The 22,945-nt window shown below is 68.8% G+C and carries 25 protein-coding genes and 1 riboswitch; of the genes, 15 read left to right on the forward strand and 10 right to left on the reverse strand.

Annotation, left to right across the window (positions count from 1 at the left end; all coding sequences use genetic code 11):
* Positions 1 to 65: 65 nt before the first annotated feature.
* Complete coding sequence (gene sorU, locus AC1RVY_RS20525; protein WP_304505101.1) at positions 66 to 371, forward strand: SorU family sulfite dehydrogenase c-type cytochrome subunit; 306 nt, start codon at positions 66 to 68, stop codon at positions 369 to 371.
* Between the two features lie 68 nt (positions 372 to 439).
* Here the strand turns inward: sorU and AC1RVY_RS20530 are convergent, their stop codons facing one another.
* Positions 440 to 1,759 carry a D-amino acid dehydrogenase gene (locus tag AC1RVY_RS20530; protein WP_218296856.1) on the reverse strand — a complete coding sequence of 440 codons (1,320 nt, stop codon included), beginning with the start codon at positions 1,757 to 1,759 and terminating at the stop codon, positions 440 to 442.
* Positions 1,760 to 1,854: 95 nt separating this feature from the next.
* Positions 1,855 to 1,968: riboswitch (glycine riboswitch) on the reverse strand.
* Positions 1,969 to 2,184: 216 nt separating this feature from the next.
* Between AC1RVY_RS20530 and AC1RVY_RS20535 the strand changes: the two genes are divergently transcribed.
* Positions 2,185 to 2,967 (forward strand): 2-keto-4-pentenoate hydratase, encoded by a 783-nt coding sequence (locus AC1RVY_RS20535; RefSeq protein ID WP_218296857.1) that lies wholly within the window; start codon positions 2,185 to 2,187, stop codon positions 2,965 to 2,967.
* A gap of 39 nt (positions 2,968 to 3,006) precedes the next feature.
* Here the strand turns inward: AC1RVY_RS20535 and AC1RVY_RS20540 are convergent, their stop codons facing one another.
* The 8 genes from AC1RVY_RS20540 to AC1RVY_RS20575 form a co-directional block, all read right to left on the reverse strand.
* Positions 3,007 to 3,459, reverse strand: a complete 453-nt coding sequence (locus AC1RVY_RS20540; RefSeq protein WP_218341312.1) for a thrombospondin type 3 repeat-containing protein — start codon at positions 3,457 to 3,459, stop codon at positions 3,007 to 3,009.
* A 165-nt stretch (positions 3,460 to 3,624) separates the two neighbouring features.
* Positions 3,625 to 4,167: a YXWGXW repeat-containing protein gene (locus tag AC1RVY_RS20545; protein ID WP_218296858.1), complete on the reverse strand. Its 543-nt coding sequence runs from the start codon at positions 4,165 to 4,167 to the stop codon at positions 3,625 to 3,627.
* Positions 4,168 to 4,354: 187 nt separating this feature from the next.
* Positions 4,355 to 4,735, reverse strand: coding sequence for a hypothetical protein (locus tag AC1RVY_RS20550; RefSeq protein ID WP_218296859.1), 381 nt, complete (start codon positions 4,733 to 4,735; stop codon positions 4,355 to 4,357).
* Positions 4,736 to 4,810: 75 nt separating this feature from the next.
* Complete coding sequence (locus AC1RVY_RS20555) at positions 4,811 to 5,218, reverse strand: DUF6463 family protein (protein WP_255591616.1); 408 nt, start codon at positions 5,216 to 5,218, stop codon at positions 4,811 to 4,813.
* A 12-nt stretch (positions 5,219 to 5,230) separates the two neighbouring features.
* Entirely contained in the window at positions 5,231 to 6,553 is a 1,323-nt protein-coding gene (locus tag AC1RVY_RS20560) for an ABC1 kinase family protein (protein ID WP_492807958.1), read from the reverse strand.
* Positions 6,540 to 7,100 carry a DUF2867 domain-containing protein gene (locus AC1RVY_RS20565; RefSeq protein WP_492807960.1) on the reverse strand — a complete coding sequence of 187 codons (561 nt, stop codon included), beginning with the start codon at positions 7,098 to 7,100 and terminating at the stop codon, positions 6,540 to 6,542. Before AC1RVY_RS20565 ends, AC1RVY_RS20560 begins: the two co-directional genes overlap by 14 nt.
* Entirely contained in the window at positions 7,097 to 7,978 is an 882-nt protein-coding gene (locus AC1RVY_RS20570) for a TetR/AcrR family transcriptional regulator (protein ID WP_492807961.1), read from the reverse strand. Before AC1RVY_RS20570 ends, AC1RVY_RS20565 begins: the two co-directional genes overlap by 4 nt.
* A 308-nt stretch (positions 7,979 to 8,286) precedes the next feature.
* Positions 8,287 to 9,027 (reverse strand): helix-turn-helix domain-containing protein, encoded by a 741-nt coding sequence (locus AC1RVY_RS20575; RefSeq protein ID WP_218296863.1) that lies wholly within the window; start codon positions 9,025 to 9,027, stop codon positions 8,287 to 8,289.
* Between the two features lie 126 nt (positions 9,028 to 9,153).
* Between AC1RVY_RS20575 and AC1RVY_RS20580 the strand changes: the two genes are divergently transcribed.
* From AC1RVY_RS20580 to AC1RVY_RS20590, 3 genes are read left to right on the forward strand one after another with little or no spacing between them, the layout of a single operon-like run.
* Positions 9,154 to 10,098, forward strand: a complete 945-nt coding sequence (locus AC1RVY_RS20580) for a hypothetical protein (protein WP_492807963.1) — start codon at positions 9,154 to 9,156, stop codon at positions 10,096 to 10,098.
* Positions 10,095 to 12,074, forward strand: coding sequence for an MFS transporter (locus AC1RVY_RS20585; RefSeq protein ID WP_492807965.1), 1,980 nt, complete (start codon positions 10,095 to 10,097; stop codon positions 12,072 to 12,074). The genes AC1RVY_RS20580 and AC1RVY_RS20585 overlap by 4 nt, the downstream gene beginning before the upstream one ends.
* Positions 12,075 to 12,079: 5 nt before the next feature.
* On the forward strand, positions 12,080 to 12,607 hold the full coding sequence (locus tag AC1RVY_RS20590) for a hypothetical protein (RefSeq protein WP_255591620.1): 528 nt from the start codon (positions 12,080 to 12,082) through the stop codon (positions 12,605 to 12,607).
* A 73-nt stretch (positions 12,608 to 12,680) separates the two neighbouring features.
* Here AC1RVY_RS20590 and AC1RVY_RS20595 read toward each other — a convergent pair whose 3' ends face one another.
* Entirely contained in the window at positions 12,681 to 13,403 is a 723-nt protein-coding gene (locus AC1RVY_RS20595; protein WP_369643547.1) for a GntR family transcriptional regulator, read from the reverse strand.
* Between the two features lie 156 nt (positions 13,404 to 13,559).
* Here AC1RVY_RS20595 and AC1RVY_RS20600 point away from each other — a divergent pair, with 156 nt between their 5' ends.
* Genes AC1RVY_RS20600 through AC1RVY_RS20645 form a run of 10 tightly spaced genes read left to right on the forward strand, consistent with a single transcriptional unit; the run spans position 13,560 to position 22,944 of the window.
* Positions 13,560 to 14,405 (forward strand): SDR family NAD(P)-dependent oxidoreductase, encoded by an 846-nt coding sequence (locus tag AC1RVY_RS20600; RefSeq protein WP_218341267.1) that lies wholly within the window; start codon positions 13,560 to 13,562, stop codon positions 14,403 to 14,405.
* Between the two features lie 50 nt (positions 14,406 to 14,455).
* The gene (locus AC1RVY_RS20605; RefSeq protein WP_218296866.1) at positions 14,456 to 15,664 is read left to right on the forward strand and encodes an ABC transporter substrate-binding protein; all 1,209 of its coding nucleotides are present in this window, start codon (positions 14,456 to 14,458) and stop codon (positions 15,662 to 15,664) included.
* Between the two features lie 54 nt (positions 15,665 to 15,718).
* Positions 15,719 to 16,621, forward strand: a complete 903-nt coding sequence (locus tag AC1RVY_RS20610) for a branched-chain amino acid ABC transporter permease (RefSeq protein WP_218296867.1) — start codon at positions 15,719 to 15,721, stop codon at positions 16,619 to 16,621.
* 5 nt (positions 16,622 to 16,626) lie between these two features.
* Positions 16,627 to 17,571, forward strand: a complete 945-nt coding sequence (locus AC1RVY_RS20615) for a branched-chain amino acid ABC transporter permease (protein WP_218341269.1) — start codon at positions 16,627 to 16,629, stop codon at positions 17,569 to 17,571.
* Positions 17,568 to 18,332, forward strand: a complete 765-nt coding sequence (locus AC1RVY_RS20620) for an ABC transporter ATP-binding protein (protein ID WP_218296869.1) — start codon at positions 17,568 to 17,570, stop codon at positions 18,330 to 18,332. The genes AC1RVY_RS20615 and AC1RVY_RS20620 overlap by 4 nt, the downstream gene beginning before the upstream one ends.
* Complete coding sequence (locus tag AC1RVY_RS20625; RefSeq protein ID WP_492807968.1) at positions 18,325 to 19,068, forward strand: ABC transporter ATP-binding protein; 744 nt, start codon at positions 18,325 to 18,327, stop codon at positions 19,066 to 19,068. The genes AC1RVY_RS20620 and AC1RVY_RS20625 overlap by 8 nt, the downstream gene beginning before the upstream one ends.
* A gap of 28 nt (positions 19,069 to 19,096) precedes the next feature.
* Complete coding sequence (locus AC1RVY_RS20630; protein ID WP_218296870.1) at positions 19,097 to 19,849, forward strand: SDR family NAD(P)-dependent oxidoreductase; 753 nt, start codon at positions 19,097 to 19,099, stop codon at positions 19,847 to 19,849.
* 19 nt (positions 19,850 to 19,868) lie between these two features.
* Positions 19,869 to 20,612, forward strand: a complete 744-nt coding sequence (locus tag AC1RVY_RS20635; protein ID WP_492807969.1) for an SDR family NAD(P)-dependent oxidoreductase — start codon at positions 19,869 to 19,871, stop codon at positions 20,610 to 20,612.
* Positions 20,609 to 22,321 (forward strand): FAD-dependent oxidoreductase, encoded by a 1,713-nt coding sequence (locus AC1RVY_RS20640; protein ID WP_492807971.1) that lies wholly within the window; start codon positions 20,609 to 20,611, stop codon positions 22,319 to 22,321. The genes AC1RVY_RS20635 and AC1RVY_RS20640 overlap by 4 nt, the downstream gene beginning before the upstream one ends.
* Positions 22,322 to 22,335: 14 nt before the next feature.
* Positions 22,336 to 22,944, forward strand: a complete 609-nt coding sequence (locus AC1RVY_RS20645; protein WP_492807973.1) for a glutathione S-transferase — start codon at positions 22,336 to 22,338, stop codon at positions 22,942 to 22,944.
* Position 22,945 lies beyond the last annotated feature (1 nt).

Here is a 22,945-nt window from a genome sequence, read left to right on the forward strand (position 1 = left end):
CCGCGGTGCCACTGGTGCTGGGGCGCATCGGTTTCCAGCATTTGCGCGTGCCTGCGCTCGCGGCCATGTCGAGCGTGCTGCTGCTGTGGACGGGTGCCGGCTGGGCGGCGGATGCCGCCGAGCTGGCGCGGGGCAAGGAGCTGTTCATCAAGATCCAGCCTGCCTGCGCCGTGTGCCACACGCTGCAGGCCGCCGGTGCCGAGGGGCAGGTGGGCCCGGTGCTGGATGAGCTCAAGCCCGACGCGGGCCGCGTGCTGCGCGCGCTCAAGGCGGGCATCGGCGTGATGCCTTCGTATGCCGAACGCATGAGCGAGAAGGACATGCAGGCCGTGGCGCAGTTCGTGGCGCACGCCACGGGCGCTGCCAGGTAGGCCGGGCGCTGGCCCGTGGTGGCAGCGCCCGCCTGCGCGGCGGTGCTGCAACCCCGCTGTGCTCCCGTTCAGGCCGTGGTGCGCGATGGCACCAGCGCCTTGCCGGGAGCGCAGCCCTGCAGACCCTGGAATGCAAAGTCCACCTCGGGCACCCGGCCGCTCACGATGTCGGCCAGGGCCTTGCCCGAGCCGCAGGCGTGGGTCCAGCCCAGCGTGCCGTGGCCCGTGTTGAGGAAGAGGTTGGCCACCTTGGTGGCGCCGATCAGCGGCACGTTGCTGGGCGTGGCGGGGCGCAGGCCGGTCCAGAACTGGGCCTGGCTGGCATCGCCCGCGCCGGGGAACAGCTGCTCCACGCGGCGCACGATGGCGTCGCAGCGCACCTGGTTCAGGTGGCGGTCGTAGCCGTTCAATTCGGCCGTGCCGGCGATGCGCAGGCGGTCGCCACCCCGTTCGCTGGTGTAGCGCGAGAACACGAGCTTGAACTCGTCGTCCGTGAGGCTCACCTGGTGCGCCTTGCCCGCATCCTTGACCGGCATGGTCACCGAATAGCCCTTGGCCGGGTAGATAGGCAGCTGGATGCCCAGCGGCTGCGCGAGCAGTGGGCTGAACGAGCCCATGGCCAGCACAAACGCATCGCCGCGCACGCGCTCGAAGCGGCCTTCGGCATTGGTCACTTCCACGTGGTCGATGCGGCCACCTGCCTCGCGCAGCGCGGTGATGTGGTGGCCCATGCGGAACTGCACGCCCGCCTCTTCACACAGCTTGGCCAGCTCGCGTGTGAACTGGTTGGCGTCGCCGGATTCGTCCTCGGCCGTGTAGGTGGCTCCGGCCAGCTGCTGGCGGATATGGGCCAGGGCAGGCTCGATGCGCACGGCCTCGTCGGCGCTGATCACCTGGCGCTCGCAGCCGAGTTGGCGCATTTGCTCGGCAGGGGCCAGGGCGCCGTCGAATTCCTTTTGGTTGGTATAGAAGTGCAGGATGCCCTGCGTGCGCTGGTCGTACTGGAGGCCGGTGGCCGCGCGCAGCTGCTGCAGCGTGTCACGGCTGTACGTGCCCAGGCGCACGATCTGCTCGATGTTGTGGCGCGTGCGCGCGGGCGTGCAGTTGCGCAGGAAGGACAGGCCCCACAGCCATTGCCGCATGTCGGCGCGCAGGCGGAACAGCAGTGGAGCATCCTCCTTGCCCAGCCACTGCAGCACCTTGAGCGGCGCGCTCGGGTTGGCCCAGGGCTCCGCGTGGCTCACCGAGATCTGGCCACCGTTGGCGAAGCTGGTCTCGGCGCCGGGCGCACCCTGGCGGTCGATGACGGTCACCTCGTGGCCGCGCTGTTGCAGGAAGTAAGCCGAAGTCACGCCGAGCAAGCCGGCGCCCAAAACGATCACGCGCATGATTTTCAAAGCCTTTCTGGGCTCTGGCGCTAGAACAACATGCGCTGGCAGCTATGAATTCAATAGCGTGCAGCTGGCGCATGAATGCCCAAGCTGCCGCTCCCCCTGTCCTTGGTACCTGAGAGATTCACCGCGCGGCCCACATGGCGCGCGGTTTGCTCCTTCGGTGCGCTTCGCGTTGCGCGAAGCGGCTCTCCAGACGGCTTTGATGAATGGTGCAGTACGGGACCTGAGCGTGTATGGGAGTTTGCGCCTTCGGTGAAGCGGGCGGGGCCGCTGACTCTCCTGCGGGGGCCATTCTAGGAGCCCGCATCGCGCAAAAACCGCTTTGTCCGCGCTAATGAGCCGCAATCGTTGCTGATGCTGCGGGCACGGGGTTGGCCATAATCCGCCGGAACCTTCGCCTTTCTCTCCAGGACGCCTTGATGCCCGATACCGCCTTTGATCCGCTGACCAGCGCGGCCGTGCTCACCATGGCCCGCCTGGGGCGCACGCCCCGTCCGCTCGACCTGCCCGCCGCATTGCGTCCCCAGAACGCTGCCCAGGCCTATGCCGTGCAGGACGCCGTGGTGCGCGAGCGCGGCGAGATCGCGGGCTGGAAGGTGGGCGCGGCGTCGCCGCAGGCGCTGCCTGCGCGGGCGGCCCTGGCGCGCGATTCGGTGTTTGCGATGGCCGGCGGGGGCGTGGTGCGCCTGTCCTGCGCGGGCTTCGCCGTGCTGGGTGTGGAGGCGGAACTGGTGTACGAACTGGGTGCCGATCTGCCTGCCCGGGCGCAGCCCTACAGCGAGGCCGAGGTGCTGTCCGCCGTGGCGTCGGTGCGGGCGGCCATCGAGGTCTGCGACACGCGCTACGCCGCCTGGGCGCAGCAAGGCGAGTGGAGCCGGCTGGCCGACCAGGCCTGCCATGGCGCACTCATCGTGGGGTCGGGAGCGGAGAGCGCGCAGTCGGTGCAGCCGATGCGGCAGCCTGTGGTGCTGTCGGTGAATGGCGCGCAGGCCGTGCGGCACGCTGGCTGGGGCAACCCGGCGGGCGATCCCTTGCGCCTGCTCGCCTGGCTGGCCAATGGCGGCGCGCACAGCCTGGGTGGGCTGCGCGCGGGACAGTGGGTGACCACCGGGTCCTGCACCGGCACCGTGATGGTGGCGCCGGGCACGGTGGTGGTGGCTGAGTTTCCCGGCCTGGGGCGCGCCGAACTTCAACTGGGCTGACCGGCGGCGCCCTGCGCGGCGCGCGCGCCGGGCGTGGGGTCAGTTGCGGCGCGGGTTGTCGGGCTGCTGGTCGCGGCGGTTCGGTACGCCGTCGCCGTCCCGGTCGCGGTCATGGCGGTTGGAGACGCCATCGCCGTCACGGTCCCAGCCGCCACGCTGAAACTCCCAGCGGCCTTCGCGTTCCACCCAGTGCGGCTGGCGATACTGGTGGCCGGCGCGGGCCTGCACCCAGTGGCCGCGCACCCATTGGTAGCGGTTGCCACGCCATTCCCAGTGGCCTTCTTCCCACACCTGGCCCCGGCGGGGGCGGGGCACGGCTTCATGGCGGGGGGGAGGGGGCGCGGGCCTCACCTGGTACTGCGTGGCGTGGTAGCTGCGCTCCGGCTGGCCCGATTGGACGATGACGGTGCCCTGCGTGGCGGCATGCGCCTGCGGGAGGGTCCACAGCGCCATCAAGGCGATGGAGGCTGCGGTGAATGTCTTGCGGGTCATGAAGGTCATGGGATTCTCCTGATGTTCCTTGCGGAAGCGGTCACTGCATGGTGGCGGCACGGGCAGCCGGGCCGCGTAGGCGCCCTGCGGGGGTGTGCGTAGGCGGTGAGGGCCAGTTCCTGGCGCGCCCGCCGCCCTCGGGGGGCGGGCGGCGCTCAGGCCCCGTCAATTGCGATAGGGGTTGTCCGGGCGGCGGTCGTGGCGGTTCGGCACGCCGTCGCCGTCGCGGTCGCGGTCGTGGCGGTTGGACACGCCGTCGCGGTCCCTGTCATGGTCGCGGTCGTAGCGGTTGGGAATGCCATCGCCATCGCGGTCGCGGTCATAGCGATTGGGGATGCCGTCGCCATCGCGGTCCCAGCCGCCGGGGCGCATTTCCCAGCGGCCCCCATGCTCCACCCAGCGGGGCTCGCGGTAGTAGTAGCCCGGGCGGGCCTTTACCCAGTGGCCCTGGATCCAGACGTGGCGGTGGCCGCGCCAGTCCCAGTACCCAGGGACCCACACCATGTCGCGGCGGGGGCGGGGCACCACTTCGTAGCGCGGTGGCGGGGGTGGGCCGTACTGCACCATCACCGGCGCGGGCGGCGCCTGGTAGTGGTGGGGCTGCCCCGACTGGATGACGACGGTGGCGCTGGTCTGTGCCTGCGCCACGGTCGCGGCGCCCAGCGACAGCAGGGCGATGGAAGCAGCGGCGAGTGCATTGCGGGCCATGATGGTCTCCTCAAAATGATTCCTTGCGGAACCGGAGACTTCATGGTGCAGATGCTGCGTCAAGACGGTGTAGGCGAATTGCGAAGTCTTGTGAAGTTGTGTTTCCCGTGGCGGCAAAGGCGGGGCTTTTCGTGATTTCTTTCACGCCGGGGCGTGCAGGCGGCCGTCCGGTGCAGGCCTGCGCGTGTCAACGCCACCACACCAGGGCCGCCACCACCAGCAAGGCAAACCATGCAGGGTGCCTGCCCTCGGTGGCATAGAACACCAGCATTCCGCTGACCAAGGTGGCCAGCCCGGCCACGTCAGCCACCCAGGCCCCCAGGTTGGCATCCCCGGGTACGGTCCCCAGGCGCCACAGCAGGGCGCTGAGGGCCCAGCCCAGCACGGTGGCCAGGTGCCAGGTGCCCCACAGGATGCGCACCTGCCGCTCGTGCAGCACGGGCTTGCCGCCGGTGGGCACCACGCCCTGCGTGCGCAGTGCGCGAAACACGAGGAATTCACCCAGCACCGAGTGCGCAACGCCCACCAGGGCGAGGCCCCCGGCTGCCAGTACCAGCGCAGTATTCATCATGGACAGTTTTCAAGTCAATCAGGGTGGCCGTGGAAGGTGCAGACGCGGCGCGGCGATCCGTCTTCGTCGCCTTCAGCGCCTTGGGGGCCAGCACAGGGCCAGCGCGGGCGGCAGCGCCAGCCAGAAGCCCGAGGCGGGCATGAGCACGATGCCCAGCAGCGTGAGTGCCAGCAACCCGGCACCGAGCCCGCGCATGGGGACGGGCGCCATGGCTGTGTTGCGTTCGGCCAGCAGGATGGCCCAGCCCAGCAGCGCGAACAACACGCCGAACAGCACAAACCAGACCACGGCGCCCACGGTCGGGTCTTTTTGCACGCTGTTGAAAACGCCGCGCCGCACGATCTCCTGCAGCTGGGTCGGAAACACGACGGCGGCATACAGCGTGTGCAGCAGCGCCACGGCCAGCATCCACGGGCCCTTCCAGCGGCTGCGAGGCGGCATGGCCGCAGAGCGAGGGGAGGGGGAGGTCAGGGTGGTCATGTGGGCGGGTTCCTAGGAAGAAAGAAGGGCGGGGCAATGCGTGCGCACCCGTGCACCCAGCCCCGTGAGCAGGTGCATCAGGCCCATCCACATGCGCTCGAACGCCGGCATTTCGCCGGGCACCTGCACCAGATGATCGCCCAGCACGCGCTGGTGGCGGGCGGCGGTGATGGGTGGCGGCGTCTTGGCGCCAAAATCGAAAACCGCCTGCGTGAAGGGTTCCATCTGCCAGGCCTGCATGTCAGCCAGTGCGGGGGCGAGTTCGGCGGCGTAGGCCTGCACGGAGAGGCCGGCGTTGACGAGCCCGAGTGCCTGGTAGGCCTGCAGCACCAGCGCGTCGCGCTGCGGGTCGGAGGGAGGGCGCTGCAGTGCGGACCACGCCTGTGTCACTTGCGCCCGAAACCCGTCGGAGAGGCTGCGCGTGCAGCCAAAGTCGAGCACACCCACCGTGCCATCGGGGGCGAACAGAAAATTACCAGGGTGCGGATCGGCATGCACCCGGCCCAGCACAAAAGTGCAGTGCATGAACCAGTCCCACAGGTGCTGCCCGGCCTGATCGCGTTGCTGCTGTGTGGGTTGCGTGGCCAGCCAGGCCTGCAGGTGCTGGCCCGGCAGGAACTGCTGCGTGAGCACCTGGACCCGCGTGTGCGACAGGATGGGCCGCGCCAGCGCCACGCCGGGCAAAGCCGCGTGCTGCGCAAACCATTGCAGTTGCTCGGCTTCCTGCAGGTAGTCCACCTCGCGCAGCAGCGTGGCCTCGATCTCGGCCATTACGCCGTCCACCACGGTGCTGGCGGGCAGGGGCATGTCGGTGTGGGCCAGCGCGCGCAGCGCGGTGCGCATCAGCTGCATGTCGCTGGCGATGGTGGCGGCAATGCCGGGGTACTGCACCTTGACGGCCACCGTGCCGTGGCCCGCCAGCTGTGCGCGGTGCACCTGGCCCAGGCTGGCGGCGGCGAAGGCCGTGGGCTCGAAGTGGTCGAACAGCGCCTCGGGCTCCTGGCCGAAGGCCTGGCGGAACACGCGCCCCACCAGCGCGCGGTTGAGCGGCGGCGCCTGGTGGTGGGCGCGCGCCAGCTCCTGCCGCACGCCGTCGGGCAGCAGGCCCGGGTGCATGCTGAGCAGCTGCGATACCTTGAGCGCCGAACCCCGCAGCTGGCCCAGGGCGCCAAAGAGGATGCGGCCCAGGGCGGCCTCGTGGTCGGCCTGCGCCTGGGCAGACGGCGTGCTGCGCACGCGATGGCCTAGTTGGGCCATGCCGATGCGTGCCGCCGCCAGGCCCGTGATGGTGCCGCGCGCAAGCCGGCTGGTGCGCGGCGGGTCAGCGCGGGCCATGGTTTGAAGCGGCCAGTTGTTGCAGCATGGCCTGCACGATGCGGCGGTGAAACGGCGTGATGACGGCCATGTAGGCATGGCCCAGCGTGTTGTGGATGTGCACCACGGTGCTGATGACGACCGTGGGGGCACTGCCAGGCTGGCCGTGCTTGGTCAGCGAGACCTGCACATCCAGGTGTTTGTCGTCCTGCCCCATCACCACTTCGGTGTCGCTCAGATGGCGGATGAGGAAGATGCCCACGCGGTCTCCGACGCGGTAGCTGCGCGCATTGGTTGGAGAGGCTCCGCTGGCAAGCGGATGCACGTCCTGCAACTGCCCCACGCCCTTGAGGCCCACCAGCCGCACCAGCTTGTTGCGGACTGCCAGAAGTTGCTCCGTCCACCGCGGTGTCCTGGCCAAGACCTCCAGCCAGGTCTGCAATGCGCTGGCGGCGGGGCGGGGATCGGTCGTTGTGAAGGCGTCAAAAAAATCCGCGTCATGCAAGGTGGCATGGATGACGGTGCCTGGGGGCACCTGGATTTCGCGCACGGCGGGGGCGGTGGTCATGCGGACTTCCTCTTGCGGGGCGTGGCCACTGGCTGTGCGGCGGGTGTCGGGCTGGCAGCGCGGGGTTTGCGCGGCGCACGCGGCGGTTTGGAAGGCTCCGGCGACCGGGATGGTTCAGCGGCTGCCGTGTAGGCGGGGGCCGGGCCGGGCGGTGCGCTGGCCATGGCCTGTCTGGCTAGGTGCAGCATGCCCATCAGGCCGCTGCTGTGCTGCACCATGCGGGCCATCTGGCTGCGCAGCACAAAGCCACCCAGTTGCAACACGCGGTTGACGAGCCCTCCGCGCAGCGCCTGCACCAGCACGCCGAGCGAGAGGTCCACCAGCTGCGTGGTGTCGGCAAATTCCTCGGAGGTGTCGGCCAGCCAGTACGTCACCACACCGGCCAGGTAGTCGGTGTACAGCCCGCCCGCCATGCCCTTGAAGTCGCAGGGCTCGATTTCGCCACTGGCCTCCGCGGCTTCCAGAAAGCTGGCGACGGCCTCGCGCAGGCTGTGCCGCGCCGCCAGGGGCTCGGCCAGCATCGACAGCGGCGAGCGCCGCGCCAGAGTGCGCACCTGGGCCACGAACTCGCGGTCGGCCAGCAGGCGCTCCAGCACCGCGTCGGTCAGGCGCTGCAGCTTTTCCTGCAGGCCGTAGCCCGCGAAGCCGGGCGTCTGCAGGGTGTCGGCCAGCGCCTGGTGGGCCACGTCGTCCAGGTAGCCCAGCACGATGCGGTCCTTGGTCGGGAAGTATTTGTAGATCGTGGCGTCGCCAATGCCGGCGGCGCGGGCGATGTCCTTCATCGTCGTGCCGTCGAAGCCCTGGCGGGTCATGAGGTCCACCGCGCTGGCCACGATCTGGCGGCGGGTGGCATCTTGCTGCTGGCGGGTGGTCTTCATTTAATATCTTTAAATTGGTAAAATTTACTATTTAAAGAATAGTGTATTCACATTAAAGAGTCAACCGGCGCTGAAACGGGCATTCGGTGCGCTGGAGGCGGCTGTTCTGAGCACCTTTTAGCCCTCTACCGCTTGTCGGTAAAGCGCAAGAAGCTATCAAAACGATAGTGTTTGTGCTGGCTCGCCCGGCCCCCCGCCATGCCATGCCATCGCCCTCCGAAACCGGCGCGCCCAAGGCCGGTGCACCCGTGGAACCGGCTTTGCCGGGCCACCGGGTGCGTCCCCCGCGGGGGACGCCGCGCAGCGGCTCAGGGGGGGAGTCGTCTCATCCCGGTGAAGGCCTCGAACTCCCAGCTGCGCATGGCCAGCAGCAGGGTGTAGCCCTCCAGCTCGCGCGGCGGCAGTTTCTGGTCGGCCAGGTGCTGCTGCGCGAAGTCCTGCGCCACGCGCTGCATGCGCTCCATGAAGGCGGGCGCCAGGCCCCGGCTGATGGTGCCGTGCACCAGCAGCACGCCTTCGCCCGGGCCGTCGAAGCCGCCCGCGAAATAGTCGAGCAGCGCATGCTCGCGAAAGTAGTTCATCACCGGCCCGTGGGGCCGCCAGCGGAAGGTCTTGGCCAGCTTGAGGCGGTAGCGGTTCAGCGGCCGCAGCTCGATGATGCCGATGCGGTCGAGCTGCGCGAGGTACTTGATGCCCTCGGCCTCGGTGAGGCGGTAGGTGGTGGTCACCTGCTCCAGCGTCCACTGGCTGAGCACGCAGATGGCCATGAGCAGCAGCTTCTTGTCGGCCACCACCGCGCGCTCCTGCTCCTGGCTCAGTTCCTTGAGCAAGGGCTGGCTGTCGGCCACGCGGCGCGCCAGGTCGGCGAAGTCCAGCGCCAGCGCGCGGCAGATAGCGTCGATGCGCGACAGCGGCATGTCGCCCTTGGCCAGCATGCGCTTGACGCTGGACTCGGCCATGCCCAGGGCCTGGGCCAAGTCCGCGTAGGTCATCTGCGCGGTCTTGAGTTCCTTTTTCAGGGCGGCAACGAGGTCGGCGGTGGTGCTCATGGGTATCGATTATCGGTACCCAGGGTGCTTCGGGTGGCCCTCCGTGCGACTTTTCGCGGCCCGGGGCCGTTGGGCTGAAGACACTGCGCGGCATCGATCCACCACCTGCCCACGGACACGACGACCATGACCGTTCTTCCCGCTCCCTTTCGCCATCGCCCCGGCCCGTCGCGCGCCGAGGGGGCCCTGCTGGGCCTCGCCGTGCTGCTGCTGGGGCTGGCGTGCCTGGGCCCGGCGCTGCCGGCCAGCACCCACCAGCACGCCTTTGCGGACCAGCGCGCGCTGTGGGGCATCCCTTGCGCGCTGGATGTCCTGAGCAACCTGCCATTCGCCGCCGCCGGCCTGTGGGGGCTGCGGTGGCTGCGGCGCGTGGAGCGCCCGGCCATGGATGCGGCCTCCCGGGTCTTCGCGGCCCTGTTCTTCGCGGGCCTGGTGTGCACGGCCGTGGGCTCCGGCCTGTACCACGCGGTGCCCGACGATCTGGGCCTGCTGTGGGACCGGCTGTGCATGGTGCTGCCTTTCGCGGGCCTGCTGGGCCTGGCGGCGGGTGGTCGGGTGAGCGCCCGGGCGGGCTGGGCCGCCGCAGGCACGGTGTTGCTGGCGGGTCCGGCTGCGGTGCTGTGGTGGTCCACCACCGGCAATCTGCTGCCCTGGGCCGTGGTGCAGCTGGGCGGGATGCTGGTGGTGCTGGCGCTGGCCCTGCTGCCCCGGCGTGCGGGCACGCTGCCGGTGCACCTGGGCGCCGTGATCGCGATGTACGCCGTGGCCAAGCTGTTCGAGGCGGCCGACCATGCTGTGTTCGAGGCCACGGCGCAGTGGGTGTCGGGCCACAGCCTCAAGCACGTGCTGGCGGCTGGCGCTGCCTGGCCGGTGCTGATGGCGCTGGATGCGCTGGCGGCTTCGCGCCACAGCCGCGCACCGCGCCCCGCATTTGCCGCCATGTGCGGGCAGAATGGCGCCCACACCATGGGTGTCGCGCGCGGGCAGGGCCTCCAGCCCCGGGTGCGCCGGGCCATACCAACACACACAGCAGCCACCGCCGACCCATTGGACACGAGGAGAAACGCATGAACCCCGAGACCACCCCAGCCAGCGTGCCCCAGGCGCCCCACGTGCACTCCGTGCAGCACACGGGCAGCCCGGGCCATGGGCATGAGGACCCGAACCAGTTCGCGCTGCTGCGCCAGCGGCGCTTCGCCCCGTTCTTCTGGACCCAGTTCTCCGGCGCCGCCAACGACAACCTCTTCAAGTTCGCATTCACCGTGATGGTGACGTACCAGCTCAGCGTGTCGTGGCTGCCGCCCGCGATGGCGGGGCTGGTGATCGGCGCGCTGTTCATCCTGCCGTTCCTTCTGTTCTCGGCCACCTCGGGGCAGCTCACCGACAAGTACGACAAGACGCGCATGATCCGCTTCGTGAAGAACCTGGAGATCGCCATCATGCTGGTGGCCGCCTTCGGGTTCATCGCGGGCAACGTGCCCGTCCTGCTGCTGTGCACCTTCCTCATGGGCGTGCACTCCACGCTGTTCGGGCCGGTCAAGTTCGCCTACATGCCGCAGGTGCTCAACGAGCGCGAACTCACGGGCGGCAACGGCATGGTCGAGATGGGAACCTTCGTGGCCATCCTGCTGGGCAACGTGGCGGGGGGCCTGCTGGTGGCGCTGCCGAGCATCGGCCACACCACGGTGGCCGTGGCCTGTGTGGTGGCCGCGCTGGCGGGGCGCGCCGTGGCGCAGTTCATTCCCCCGGTGCCGGCCACCGACCCGGGGCTCACGATCAACTGGAACCCCTTCACCGAGACCTGGCGCAACCTCAGGCTCGCGCATGGCAACATCGTGGTGTTCCGCTCGCTGCTGGGCATCAGCTGGATGTGGTTCTTCGGCGCGGTGTTCCTGAGCCAGTTCCCCAGCCTGGCCAAGGAGGTGCTGCACGGCAACGAGCAGGTGGCCTCGCTGCTGCTGGTGGTGTTCTCCATCGGCATCGGCATCGGCTCGCTGCTGTGCGAGGTGCTCTCGCGCCGCCATGTCGAGATCGGCCTGGTGCCCCTGGGCGCCATCGGCATGAGCGTGTTCTCCATCGACCTGTACTTCGCCGCGCGCAGCCTGCCGCCCGCGGAGATCATGGGCCTTGGCACCTTTCTCGCGCAGAGCCAGCACTGGCGCGTGATGCTCGACCTGGCGCTGCTCAGCCTGTTCGCGGGCCTGTACAGCGTGCCCATGTACGCGCTGATCCAGATGCGCAGCCAGCCCACGCACCGCGCGCGCATCATCGCGGCCAACAACATCCTGAACGCGCTGTTCATGATCGCGAGTTCGCTCATCGCGGGTGCCTTGCTGGGCGCCGGCTTCACGGTGCCGCAGATCTTCCTGTTCACCGGCCTGGCCAATGCGGTGGTGGCGTTCTACATCTTCATGCTGGTGCCCGAGTACCTGCTGCGCTTCGTGGCCTGGGTGTCCTCGCGTTTCGTCTACCGCTTCAAGGTGCAGGGCGACGAGAACCTGCCCAGCACGGGCGCGGCCATCCTGGCCTGCAACCACGTGAGCTTTGTGGATGCCGTGCTGCTCATGGCGGCCAGCCCGCGCCCCATCTACTTCGTGATGGACCACCGCATCTTCCGCGTGCCGGTGCTCGGCTGGCTGTTCCGCCTGGCCAAGGCCATCCCCATCGCTCCCTACAAGGAAGACCCCAAGACCTACGAAGCCGCCTTCGACCGCGCCGCGCAGGTGCTGCGCGAAGGCGACCTGCTGGCCATCTTTCCCGAAGGCGGCATCACCAAGGACGGGCAACTGCAGGAGTTCAAGGGCGGCATCATGAAGATCATCGAGCGTGCCCGCGAAGAGGGCATCGAAGCGCCCGTCATTCCCATGGCGCTGACCAATCTGTGGGGCTCGTACTTCAGCCGCATCGAGCAGGGCGGGGCCATGGTGCGGCCCTTCCGGCGGGGCTTCTACAGCCGCGTGGGCCTGAACGTGGGGCACGCCGTGGCGCCGTCGGACGTGCAGCCTTCGTTGTTGCGCTCGCGCGTGGCGGACCTGCTCGGAGCCTGACCGCCATGGAGCAGGACCGGGTGGAACAGGAAGAGCGCACCGCGCTGGCCCGCAAGATCATGGCCTTTCTGCGGGAGATCGGCCTGGACGTGGCCGAGGACGAGCTTGCCGGCGGCAACAGCTTCCTGCCCGGCGTGCGCATCGCGCGCGGCGGCCTGAGGGTGGACCTGGCGCGGCTGCGGTGGCCCGGCGACCTGCTGCACGAGGCCGGACACCTGGCCGTGGTGCCCGCAGCCCTGCGCGCGGGCATGGACGATGCCCTTGCCGAACTGCCCCCCGTGCCGCACGGCGGCGAGATCGAAGCCACGGCATGGGCCTGGGCCGCCCTGCAGCATCTGCGGCTGCCATCGGCCGTGCTGTTCCACGAAGGGGGCTACCACGGCCACTCGCAGGGCTTGCGCATGACCTTCGAGCTGGGCGTGTATCTGGGCGCTGCCGGGCTGGTGTCGGCGGGCCTCGCGGCATCGCCCGCACAGGCCGCCTCTTCGGGCGTTGCGCCCTATCCGCACCTGCAGGCCTGGCTGCGCGCCTGAGCCGCGATCCTGCCGGCATGGATACATGGGCCGGGAACCGCCCTCGGGCGGTTCCACCTGGCCTGTCGCCGGGTCAGTCTTTGGGCGCACCCCGGCGCGCCGGTGGCTTGGCCCCCGGCGCTGCGTCCCCGCACGAGAGCAGCTTCTCGTAGTTGCGCCGCAGGATCAGCCCTGCGTAGTACACGTGCTCGCGCATCAGCTGCTCGGCACGCACACAGTCGCGCGCGATGACCGCTTCGATGATGCGGTGGTGGTCGCCGTGCGAGCGCAGGATGATGGGATGGTCGTCCCACAGGATGATGCGGTCCGAGGCGAAGGGAATGTTCTGCGCCTGCTCCGCGAAGCGCGTGACCCAGGGGTTGCCCGAGGCTTCCAGCAGCGTGTCGTGGATGGTCACGTTCATCTGCTGGTAGGGCTCGTGGTCTTCGGGCCTCAGTTCTCCCAGGTCCAGGATGCGGTCGCCGTCCGCCAGCGCCCCGCGCAGCCGCTGCGCCTGTTCGGGCGTGAGTCCGCGCATGGCGGCGTTGCGGCAGGCCAGGCCTTCGAGCACCGCGCGCACCTCGTAGGCCGCGACGATCTCCTCCATGTTGAAGCCGCGCACCAGGTAGCCGCGCTTGGGCTGGTGGTCGACCAGCCCCTCGCTGGCCAGGGTGCTCAGGGCGGCGCGCACGGGGGTGCGCGAAACGCCCAGCTTCTCGGCCAGGGGGATTTCCTCCAGCCGCTCGTCGGGCCGTATCTCCCCGTTGAGGATCCAGTTGCGCAGCGTCTCGGTCACGTCCTGGGCCAAAGTTCTCATCCCTGCCGCTCCAGTAGAAATTTTCTTCAAGTATACATGTGATGCCATTAACGGCCTTTTTACGGGTTATCCCTGAGATAAATCAGTAGTCATGTATACATAATTGCCTCGCTCACGCACCATGCGTGATTTTGATCAAGAAGGGCGAGCGTGGATATGGCAAGGGTTGCAAGTGAAGATGGCGGCTGGCTGGGGTTGGCAAACCGCACCGGTGTGGTGACGGGCGCAGGCGGCGGCATCGGCCTGGAGATCGCCGTGCAGCTGCTGGCCGCGGGAGCCCGCGTCGCCTTGCTCGACCGCGATGCACAGCGCCTGGCGGAGATCGCCGGCGGACTGGGCGAGCACCCGGGCCGGGTCCTGCCGATCACCTGCGACGTGACCGATCCGCACAGCGTGCAGGCGGCGGCGGACCAGGTGCAAAAGGCCTGGGGCGCGGTGGATCTGCTGGTCAACAATGCCGCGGCCCTGTACGCCGACGCGCTGATGGACATCGCCGTCGACAAGTGGAACCAGCTGCTGTCGGTGAACCTGACCGGCTACCTGCTGTGCGCCCAGGCCTTCGGGCGGCAGATGATCGCCCACGGCGGGGGCTCGATGGTCCACATCGCGTCCATCTCGGCCAGCATTCCGCAGCCCTACAGCGGGGCGTACAGCGTGAGCAAGGCGGGCGTGAAGATGCTGTCGCAGCTGCTGGCCGTCGAGCTGGGCGCGCACGGCGTGCGCAGCAACGTGGTCAGCCCCGCGATGATCCGCACGCCCATGAGCGAGGGCATCTACACGGACCCCGCGGTGCGCCTGCGGCGCGAACAGATCGTGCCCGCCGGCCGCATCAGCACGCCCTCGGACATCGCCGGCGCCGTGCTGTTCCTGTCCAGCGAGCGGGCCAGCTACATCAGCGGCCAGGAATTCCTCGTCGACGGCGGCCTGACGCAGGCCTGGCTGGGCCTGATTCCCCGCCCAGGGTTCGAGAAGAAGGACACGGCCGCACAGCCGGCCGCCTGACGCCATTGCGCTCCCCGTTACCTCACCCCCCCCAAAAAAAGGAGACTCTCGTGAAACCAGCCAAGTCCTTGCTCGTGGCCTGCGTGGCCGCACTTTCCACCTTCTGCGCGCAGGCGCAGACCGAACCGGGCCTGACCGACAAGACCATCAAGCTCGGCCTGTTCGGGCCGCTGTCGGGCAACTCCATGGCCTACGGCTTCGACGTGATGAACGCGGCCAAGATGTACTACGACAAGATCAACAAGGACGGCGGCATCCACGGGCGCAAGATCGAACTGGTGGTCGAGGACGACCGCTGCAACGCCAACGACCTGCTGGCCGCCGTGAAGAAGCTCACCGAGCAGGACAAGGTCTTCGCGCTCAACGGGGGCTCCTGCTCTGCCGCCGTGGTGGGCGCGCGCGAGTACGTGGAACGCTCGCAGATCCCCCTGGTGATGCTCAACGCGTCGGGCGACGGCGCCCTGTACCCGCCGTCGAAGTACATCTACGGCGCGTTCTCCATCTCCCAGCGCGCGGTGGGCGGCTCGATGGTGCAGTTCGCCGCCGAGCACCTCAAGGGCAAGAAGATCGGCTACATCAACCACGACGATGCCTATGGCGGGTGGAACCTCGAAGCGGCGGAGTTCCAGGCCAAGCAGCTCGGGGTGGACCTGCAGGTCCAGTCGGTCGCGCCGAACCTGACCGACGTGACCGCGCCGATGCTCAAGATCCGCGCCGCCAACCCCGACGTGCTGCTGATCACCACCTACGCGCGCCCCGTGAGCCTGCTGGTCAAGAAGGCGCAGGAGCTGGGCTGGACCAAACCCATCGTGATCGCCGTCAACGGCACGGCCGACCTCAAGCAGCTGGTCGAGAACGTGGGCAGCAAGGATGCGTTCAAGAACGTCTACCTGCAGGAAGTGATGGCCGACGTGGCCGGCGGCCCCAAGCTCAAGTGGGTCTACGACATGTACAAGGCCTACTACCCCGAGCTGGCCGCCAAGCCCGGCTATCCGCAGACCTACATGCCCTACGGCATCCCGTCGGCGATGACCGTGGTCAACGCGCTCAAGGCCGCGGGCCCGCAGCTCACGCGGGAGAAGTTCCTCACCGCGCTGTCGCAGACCAAGTTCGAGTCGAACGTGATGGCCGGCCCGATCGAGCTCACGCCCACCGACCACGCGGGCCAGAAATCGGCCATCTACCTGAAGTTCGACGGCACCAACATGACCGCGGTCCCCGGCGCCTACCGCAGCCTCTGGACCTACCAGCCCAAGTAACCAACCAGGAGAAGGGGCCGGTCCACGCCCGCGTGCGGCCGCCCCTCCATCGCCATGAGTTTCAGTGAGATTTGGCTGTTTCTGCAGCAGGGCATCCTTTCCGGCCTGGTGACGGGCAGCGTCTATGCGCTGCTGGCCATCGCCATCGTCGCGATCTTCAAGACCACCGACGTGCCGAACTTCGCCCAGGGCGAGATCTTCATGATCGGCGGCTATGTGGCGCTGTCCCTGCTGCTGATCGCGGGCTGGTCGTACGCCGTGGTCATCCCCGTCACGGTGGTCGCCGTGGCGGTGGGCGCGGCGCTCTTCCAGCGGGTGGTGATGGAGCGGGTGACCCATTCCAAGGGCGTGGGCCCGCAGCTGGTGATCGCCACGCTGGGCCTGGCCTACATGCTCAAGGGCCTGGTGCGCCAGACCGGACTGGGCGACACGCCGCGCTCGCTGCCGCCCCTGGTCTCCAACGACCCCGTGATCATCGGCGACGCCTTTCTCACGCGGCTCGACGTGGCGATCTTCGCCGCCTCCATCACCGCGATGGTGCTGATCTACCTGATGTTCAACCACACGCGCATCGGCAAGGCGATGCGGGCCGTGGGCATGAACCCGCGCGCCGCGCAGATCGTCGGTATCCGCCTGTCGCGCATCCGCATGATGGTGTGGGCCATGGCGGGCCTGCTGTCCGCGCTGGCCGCCCTGCTCATCACCCCCAAGATCCTCATCACGCCGGACATCGCGCACATCGCGATCCTGGCCTACGCGGCGGCCATCGTGGGCGGCTTCACCAGCCTGCCGGGCGCCGTGCTGGGCGGCCTCGTCATCGGCATCGTCGAGAACCTGGTGGGCCTGTTCATCTCCACCAACGCCATCGTGGTCGCGCCCTTCCTGGCCATCCTGGTCACGCTGATCGTGCGTCCGCAGGGCATCCTGGGCGGCAAGCCCCAAGTCAAGAAAGTATGAAAACCATGACCCGCGATCACTGGGCATTGCTCGCTGCCGCCCTGGTTCTGTTGATCCTTCCCTTCGCCGTGTCGGGCTATGTCCTGTACGTGGTCAACCTGCTGATGGTCTTCGTGGTGCTGGCCCTGGGCATGCACGTCGTGATCGGCGAATCGGGCCAGTTCGCGCTGGCGCACGCCGCGTTCTTCGGCATCGGCATCTACACGGCCGGCATCATCAACACGGCATGGCATCCGCCCTTCGTGCTGTCCGTCCTGGCCGGCGGGGCCCTGTCGGCCGTGCTCGGCTACCTCATCGGCTACCTGGCGCTGCGCATGCGCGACATCTACCTGGCCCTGGCCACCTTCGCCTTCGGCGAGGCGATGCAATGGGTCTTCCTCACCTGGGAGCGCGTCACGGGCGGCTCCAACGGCATGAAGATGGATCCGGCCAATCTGTTCGGCTACAGGCTGACCAACGACCTGCAGGCCTACCCCTTCGTGGTGGTGCTGGCGGGGCTGATGCTGTGGCTCACCGTGGCGCTGGCGCGCTCACAGTACGGCTCGTCGCTCAGGGCCGTGCGCGAGAGCGATGTGGCCGCGATGGCCATGGGCATCAACGTCAAGGCCATGAAGCAGAGCGCGTTCGCCATCTCGGCGGCCTTCGCGGGCATCGCCGGGGGCATGTACACGCTGTTCACCTCGTTCATCCACCCGGAGAGCCTGGGCTTCCAGACCACCATCCTGGTCCTCACCATGGTCGTCGTGGGGGGCATGGGCTCGGTGCGCGGCGCGGTGGCCGGCGCCATTGCCTTCGGCCTCATCTCCGAGCTGCTGCGCCAGCTCATGTCGGTGCAGGAAATCATCTATGGCGTGATCCTCATGGGGTTCATGATGTTCATGCCCAAGGGGCTGTTCGCCGACCGCAACCGCCGCGTGGCACGCAAGCCCGCCAAGGGGGTGCAGGCATGAGCACGCGCCCCTTCCTGGAAGTCTCCGGCATCACCGTGCGCTTTGGCGGGCTGGTGGCCGTGAACAGCCTCTCGTTCGACGTGGCGCGCGGCTCGATCCATGCGCTGATCGGCCCCAACGGAGCCGGCAAGTCCACCACCTTCAACTGCATCTCCCGCTACTACCAGCCGACCGAAGGCCGCATCGTTGTGGACGGCGAGGACGTGACGCACCATGCACCTTCGCGCATGGCAGGCATGGGCATCGCGCGCACCTTCCAGAACCTGGAGCTGTTCGGCGACCTGAGCGTGTACGAGAACGTGCTGCTGGGCTGCCACTCGCACAGCGCGAACACGCTGGGCCGGCTGCTGCGCCGCCCCGGCGGCGAGATCCGCGACCTGGTGGACAGCCTCATCGAGCGCGTGGGCCTGACCCACGACCGCGAGACCCGCGCCAAGGAACTCGACTTCGGCCACCAGAAGCTGCTGGAGATCGCCCGTGCCCTGGCGCTCAAGCCGCGCCTGCTGCTGCTGGACGAACCGGCGGCCGGCCTGCGCAACCGGGACATCGAGAACCTGGACCACCTGCTGACCGAACTGGCCCAGAAGGACGGCATCACCGTGCTCCTGGTCGAGCACGTGATGCAGCTGGTGATGTCGATCTCCGACCGCATCACCGTCATGTCCTTCGGCCAGAAGATCGCCGAAGGCACCCCCAAGGAAATCAGCGAGAACCCGACCGTGATCGAAGCCTACCTCGGCAAGGGAGCGGCCCATGCCTGATCCCATGCAGCAACCAAGCCAGGGCGCACTGCTCGAAGTGCGCGGCATCAGCGCCTCCTACGGGGCCATCCAGGCGCTCTCGGGCGTGAGCCTGGCCGTGCCGCAGGGCGCCATCGTGGCCCTGCTGGGCAGCAACGGTGCCGGCAAGAGCAGCACGCTGAACGCGATCTCGCACCTCATCGATCCCACCGCCGGCGAGGTCCACTTCGCCGGCGAGCCCATCCGCCGGCAGCCGTCCGACGAGATCGTCCGCAGGGGCCTGGTGCAGGTGCCCGAGGGGCGCGAGGTGTTCAAGGAAATGAGCGTGCGCGAGAACCTGGAGCTGGGCGCCTTCCTGCGCCGCGACCGCGCCGCGATCGCCGAGGACCTGGACAAGGTCTACACCCTGTTTGCGCGGCTCAAGGAACGCTCCGAGCAGCGGGCGGCCACGCTGTCGGGCGGCGAGCAGCAGATGCTGGCCATCGGCCGCGCACTCATGTCCCGCCCGCGGCTGATCATGTTCGACGAGCCTTCGATGGGGCTGTCGCCGCTGCTCGTCGAGCAGATCTTCGAGGCGATCCAGCGGCTCAACCGGGAGCAGGGTCTCACCATCCTGCTCGTGGAGCAGGACGTGCGCCTGGCGCTCACGGTGGCCAGCCACGCCTACATCCTGGAAAACGGCGAGATCACGCTGCAGGGCGCGGCGGCCCAGCTCATGGACGACCCGGCCGTGCGCCGGGCCTACCTCGGCGTCTGAACGGCGCCCATTCAGCAGGAGAAATTGGATGGATTTGTTGAAAGGCAAGCTCGCGCTGGTGACCGGCGCCGGCGGGGGGCTGGGCTCGGCCATTGCGCTGGGCTTCGCGAACGAGGGCGCCAAGGTGATCTGCGCCGACATCGGTGCGGACAAGGCCGAGGCCACGGCCCGGCGCATCCGCGATGCCGGCGGCGAGGCCTGGAGCGTGGTGCTGGACGTGTGCGACCGGGCCGCCGTCCAGGCCTGCGCCGCGGACCTGCAGGCGCGCATCGGCCCGATCGACGTGCTGATCAACAACGCAGGCATTTCCGGCCGCGCGCGCATCGACGACCCGCACGCGCCCGAGGTGTGGGACCGCCTCATCGACGTGAACCTGCAGGGCCTGTTCAACGTCACGCATGCCTTCGTGCCGGCGTTGAAGAAGACCCGGGGGTGCATCGTGAACCTGTCGTCCATCGTGGCGTTCGTGAGCGGCATCTCGTCGGCCGGGTATGTCGCCTCCAAGGGCGCCGTGCGTTCGCTGACCCAGGTGCTGGCCCGCGACCTGGCGCCTTTTGGGGTGCGCGCCAATGCGGTCGCGCCCGGGCTGATGCTGACCGAGATGGTCGCCCCGCAGCTGGCCGTGCCCGGCGGCACGGACTGGTACATGAAGCGCGTGCCCGCGGGCCGCGGCGGCGAGGTCGAGGAAATCGTCGGACCCGTGGTCTTTCTTTCCTCCCACATGGCCAGCTATGTGAATGGTGTGGTGCTGCCCGTCGATGGCGGCTTTCTCTCGGCTTGATCGGAATCTTCGCAAACACATGGACGACAACAGCAACAGCAAACCGATTGCCCTGGTCACCGGCGGGGCCGGTGGAATGGGCCTGGCCACGGTCGAACGCCTGGCCCGCGACGGCTACGCCGTGGTGATGGTGGACCGCGATGAAGCCCTGGCGCAGCGCGAGACTGGCCGCTTGAAGAGCCTGGGCCTGGATGTGCAGTGCCGCGTGCTCGACCTGACGGACGAAGCGGCCGTGCGCGGCCTGGTGCACTCCCTGCCCCCAGTGCGCGCTCTGGTCAACAACGCCGGCATCTTCGACGAGCGCAAGTTCCTGGAGGTGAGCAACGACGACTTCCGCCGTGCCTACGAGGTCAACCTCATCGCCGTGGCCACGCTCACACAGGAAGTAGCCAAGACCATGCCCGAGGGCGGCCGCATCGTGAACATCGCTTCGCGCGCGTACCTGGGGGCGAAGAACCACCCGCACTACGTGGCCTCCAAGGCCGCCGTGGTGGGCTACACACGCGCCAGCGCCATGGAGCTGGCGCCGCGCGGCATCCTAGTCAACGCGATCGCGCCGGGGCTGATCGACACGCCCATCCTGCGCGCGCTCACGCCCGAGCGGCTGGCGGCGCAGCTCGCGCTGCAGCCCACGGGCAAGGCCGGCAGGCCGGAAGACATCGCCCAGGCGGTGGCCTTCCTCGTGTCGCCGCAGACCGGCTTCATCACCGGGCAGGTGCTGTTCGTCGATGGCGGCAAGTCGCTGGGTGGGTCGGGCGCATGACGGCCCCCCGCTGGGATGCCGAGTACGACGTCGTCGTGATCGGCGCGGGCGCGGGCGGCATGGCCGCCGCGCTGACCGCGAAGATCGAAGGCTGCAGCGTGCTGCTGGTCGAGAAGACCGACCGCGTGGGCGGCTCCACCGCCGTGTCCGGCGGGGCCGTGTGGGCGCCGCTCAACGCGCAGTCGGCCCAGGTGGGCCACCCCGACAGCTTCGAGAAGGTATGGACCTACCTGCGCAACACGGTGGGCGACGCGGCGCCGGCAGGGATGCAGCAGGCCTTCCTGCGCCACGGCGCCGGCATGGTCGACTACTTCGAGAAGCACACCGCCGTGCGGCTTGTCGCGCGCAGCTACTCCCCCGACTACTACCCCGACCGCGAGGGCGCGGCCTTCGGCGGCCGGTCGCTCGACCCGGCGACGTTCGACGGGCGGGAACTGGGCGCGCATTTCCGGGAACTGCGCGACCCCCTGCCCGAGTTCATGGTGCTGGGCGGAATGATGGTCAACATGACCGACGCCAGGCACCTGCTGGCGGTCACGCGCTCGTTCACGGCCTGGCGCGAGGGCATGAAGCTCGTGCTGCGCTACTTCGCCGACCGGCTGCGCGGCTACCACCGGGGCACGCGCCTGGTGCTGGGCAATGCGCTGGCGGCCCGCCTCTTCAAGAGCGTGCTCGACCGGGGCATCGACTACTGGCTGGACACGCCGGTGCAAAAGCTGCACGTGGTCGATGGCGCCGTGTCGGGGGTGTCGCTGGTGCATGGCGGCACGCCGGTACAGGTGAAGGCGCGCCGGGGCGTGGTCGTGGCCACGGGGGGCTTTCCCTGGAGCGAGGAATTGCGCGGCGCGCACTACCCGTCGCCGACAGGGCCGTGGTCCATGTCGCCGCAAGGCAACCGCGGCGAGGGCATTGCCCTGGCGTGCCAGGCGGGTGCCACGCTGGGGCAGGGCCACACCAGTCCGGCGTTCTGGGCCCCGGTCTCCGTGCTGCAGCGGCCCGATGGCTCGGTCGTGCGCTACCCGCACCTGGTCTGGGACCGTGCCAAGCCCGGCCTCATGGCCGTGAACGGTGCCGGCCAGCGCTTCGTCAACGAGTCGACGTCGTACCACGAGTTCGTGCGGGCGATGTACCGCTCGCACGAGACAGTGCCCACGCTGCCGGCCTACCTGGTCTGCGACAGCGACTTCATGGAGCAGTGGGGCATGGGCCTGGCGTTGCCGGGCGGGCGGCCGCGCGATCACCTTGTCAAGGCCGGCTACCTGGTGAAGGCGCCGACACTGCGGGCGCTGGGCGATGCCCTGGGCATCGGCGGCGCCGCGCTGCAGGCCACGGCCGAGCGCTTCAACGCGCAGGCCGACCAGGGGCGCGACGACGACTTCGGCAAGGGCAGCACCGAATACAACCGCTACCTGGGCGACGCGGCGCACCAGCCCAACCCCTGCATCGGTGCCTTGCGCCAGGGCCCGTTCTATGCCGTGAAGGTGTTCGCGGGCGACATCGGCACGGCCGTGGGCATTGCCTGCAACGAAAATGCCCAGGCGCTCGATGCCGCCGGCCAGCCCATCCCGGGCCTCTACGCGGCGGGCAATGACATGCATTCGGTGATGGGCGGCGAGTACCCCGCGCCCGGCATCACCCTGGGGCCCGCGCTGACCTTCGGGTGGATCGCGGGCCGCCAGCTGGCGCAGGCAGCGCCTTCCCATCCATGAACCGGTGAACTTCCATGCAGATCTATTTCTCTCCGTTCTCTCCCTATGTGCGCAAATGCCTGGTCACGGCGCACGAGCTGGGCCTCAATGACCGCGTGCAATTGCTGCCATCGAACGCCAACCCGGTCCGGCGCGACCAGGACATCATCGCCAGGAACCCGCTGGGCAAGGTGCCGACCTTCATCACCGACGAGGGCGCCGTGCTGTACGACAGCCGCGTCATCTGTGAATACCTCGACGAGATCGGCAACGGAACGCTGTTTCCCCGCAGTGGCGATGCGCGCTGGAATGCGCTGACGCTGCAGGCGCTCGGAGACGGCATCCTCGACGGCGCGCTGATCGCCCGCTATGAGGACGTGGCGCGGCCCGAGCCGCTGCGCTGGCCCGAGTGGCGCGCCGCGCAGCTGGACAAGGCCGAGACTTCGCTGGCCCACCTGTCCGCGAACCCCGCACTCATCGCGCCGCAGCGGCTGGACATCGGCACGCTCACGGTGGCCTGTGCGCTGTGGTACCTGGATCTCAGGTTTGCGGACTTCGGATGGCGCCAGCGCCATCCCGCCGTTGCGGCCTGGTACGAGGCATTTTCAAAGCGTCCATCGTTGCAGGCGAGCTGGGCGCTGTGAT

The organism is Acidovorax sp. GW821-FHT11A03, assembly GCF_058809075.1.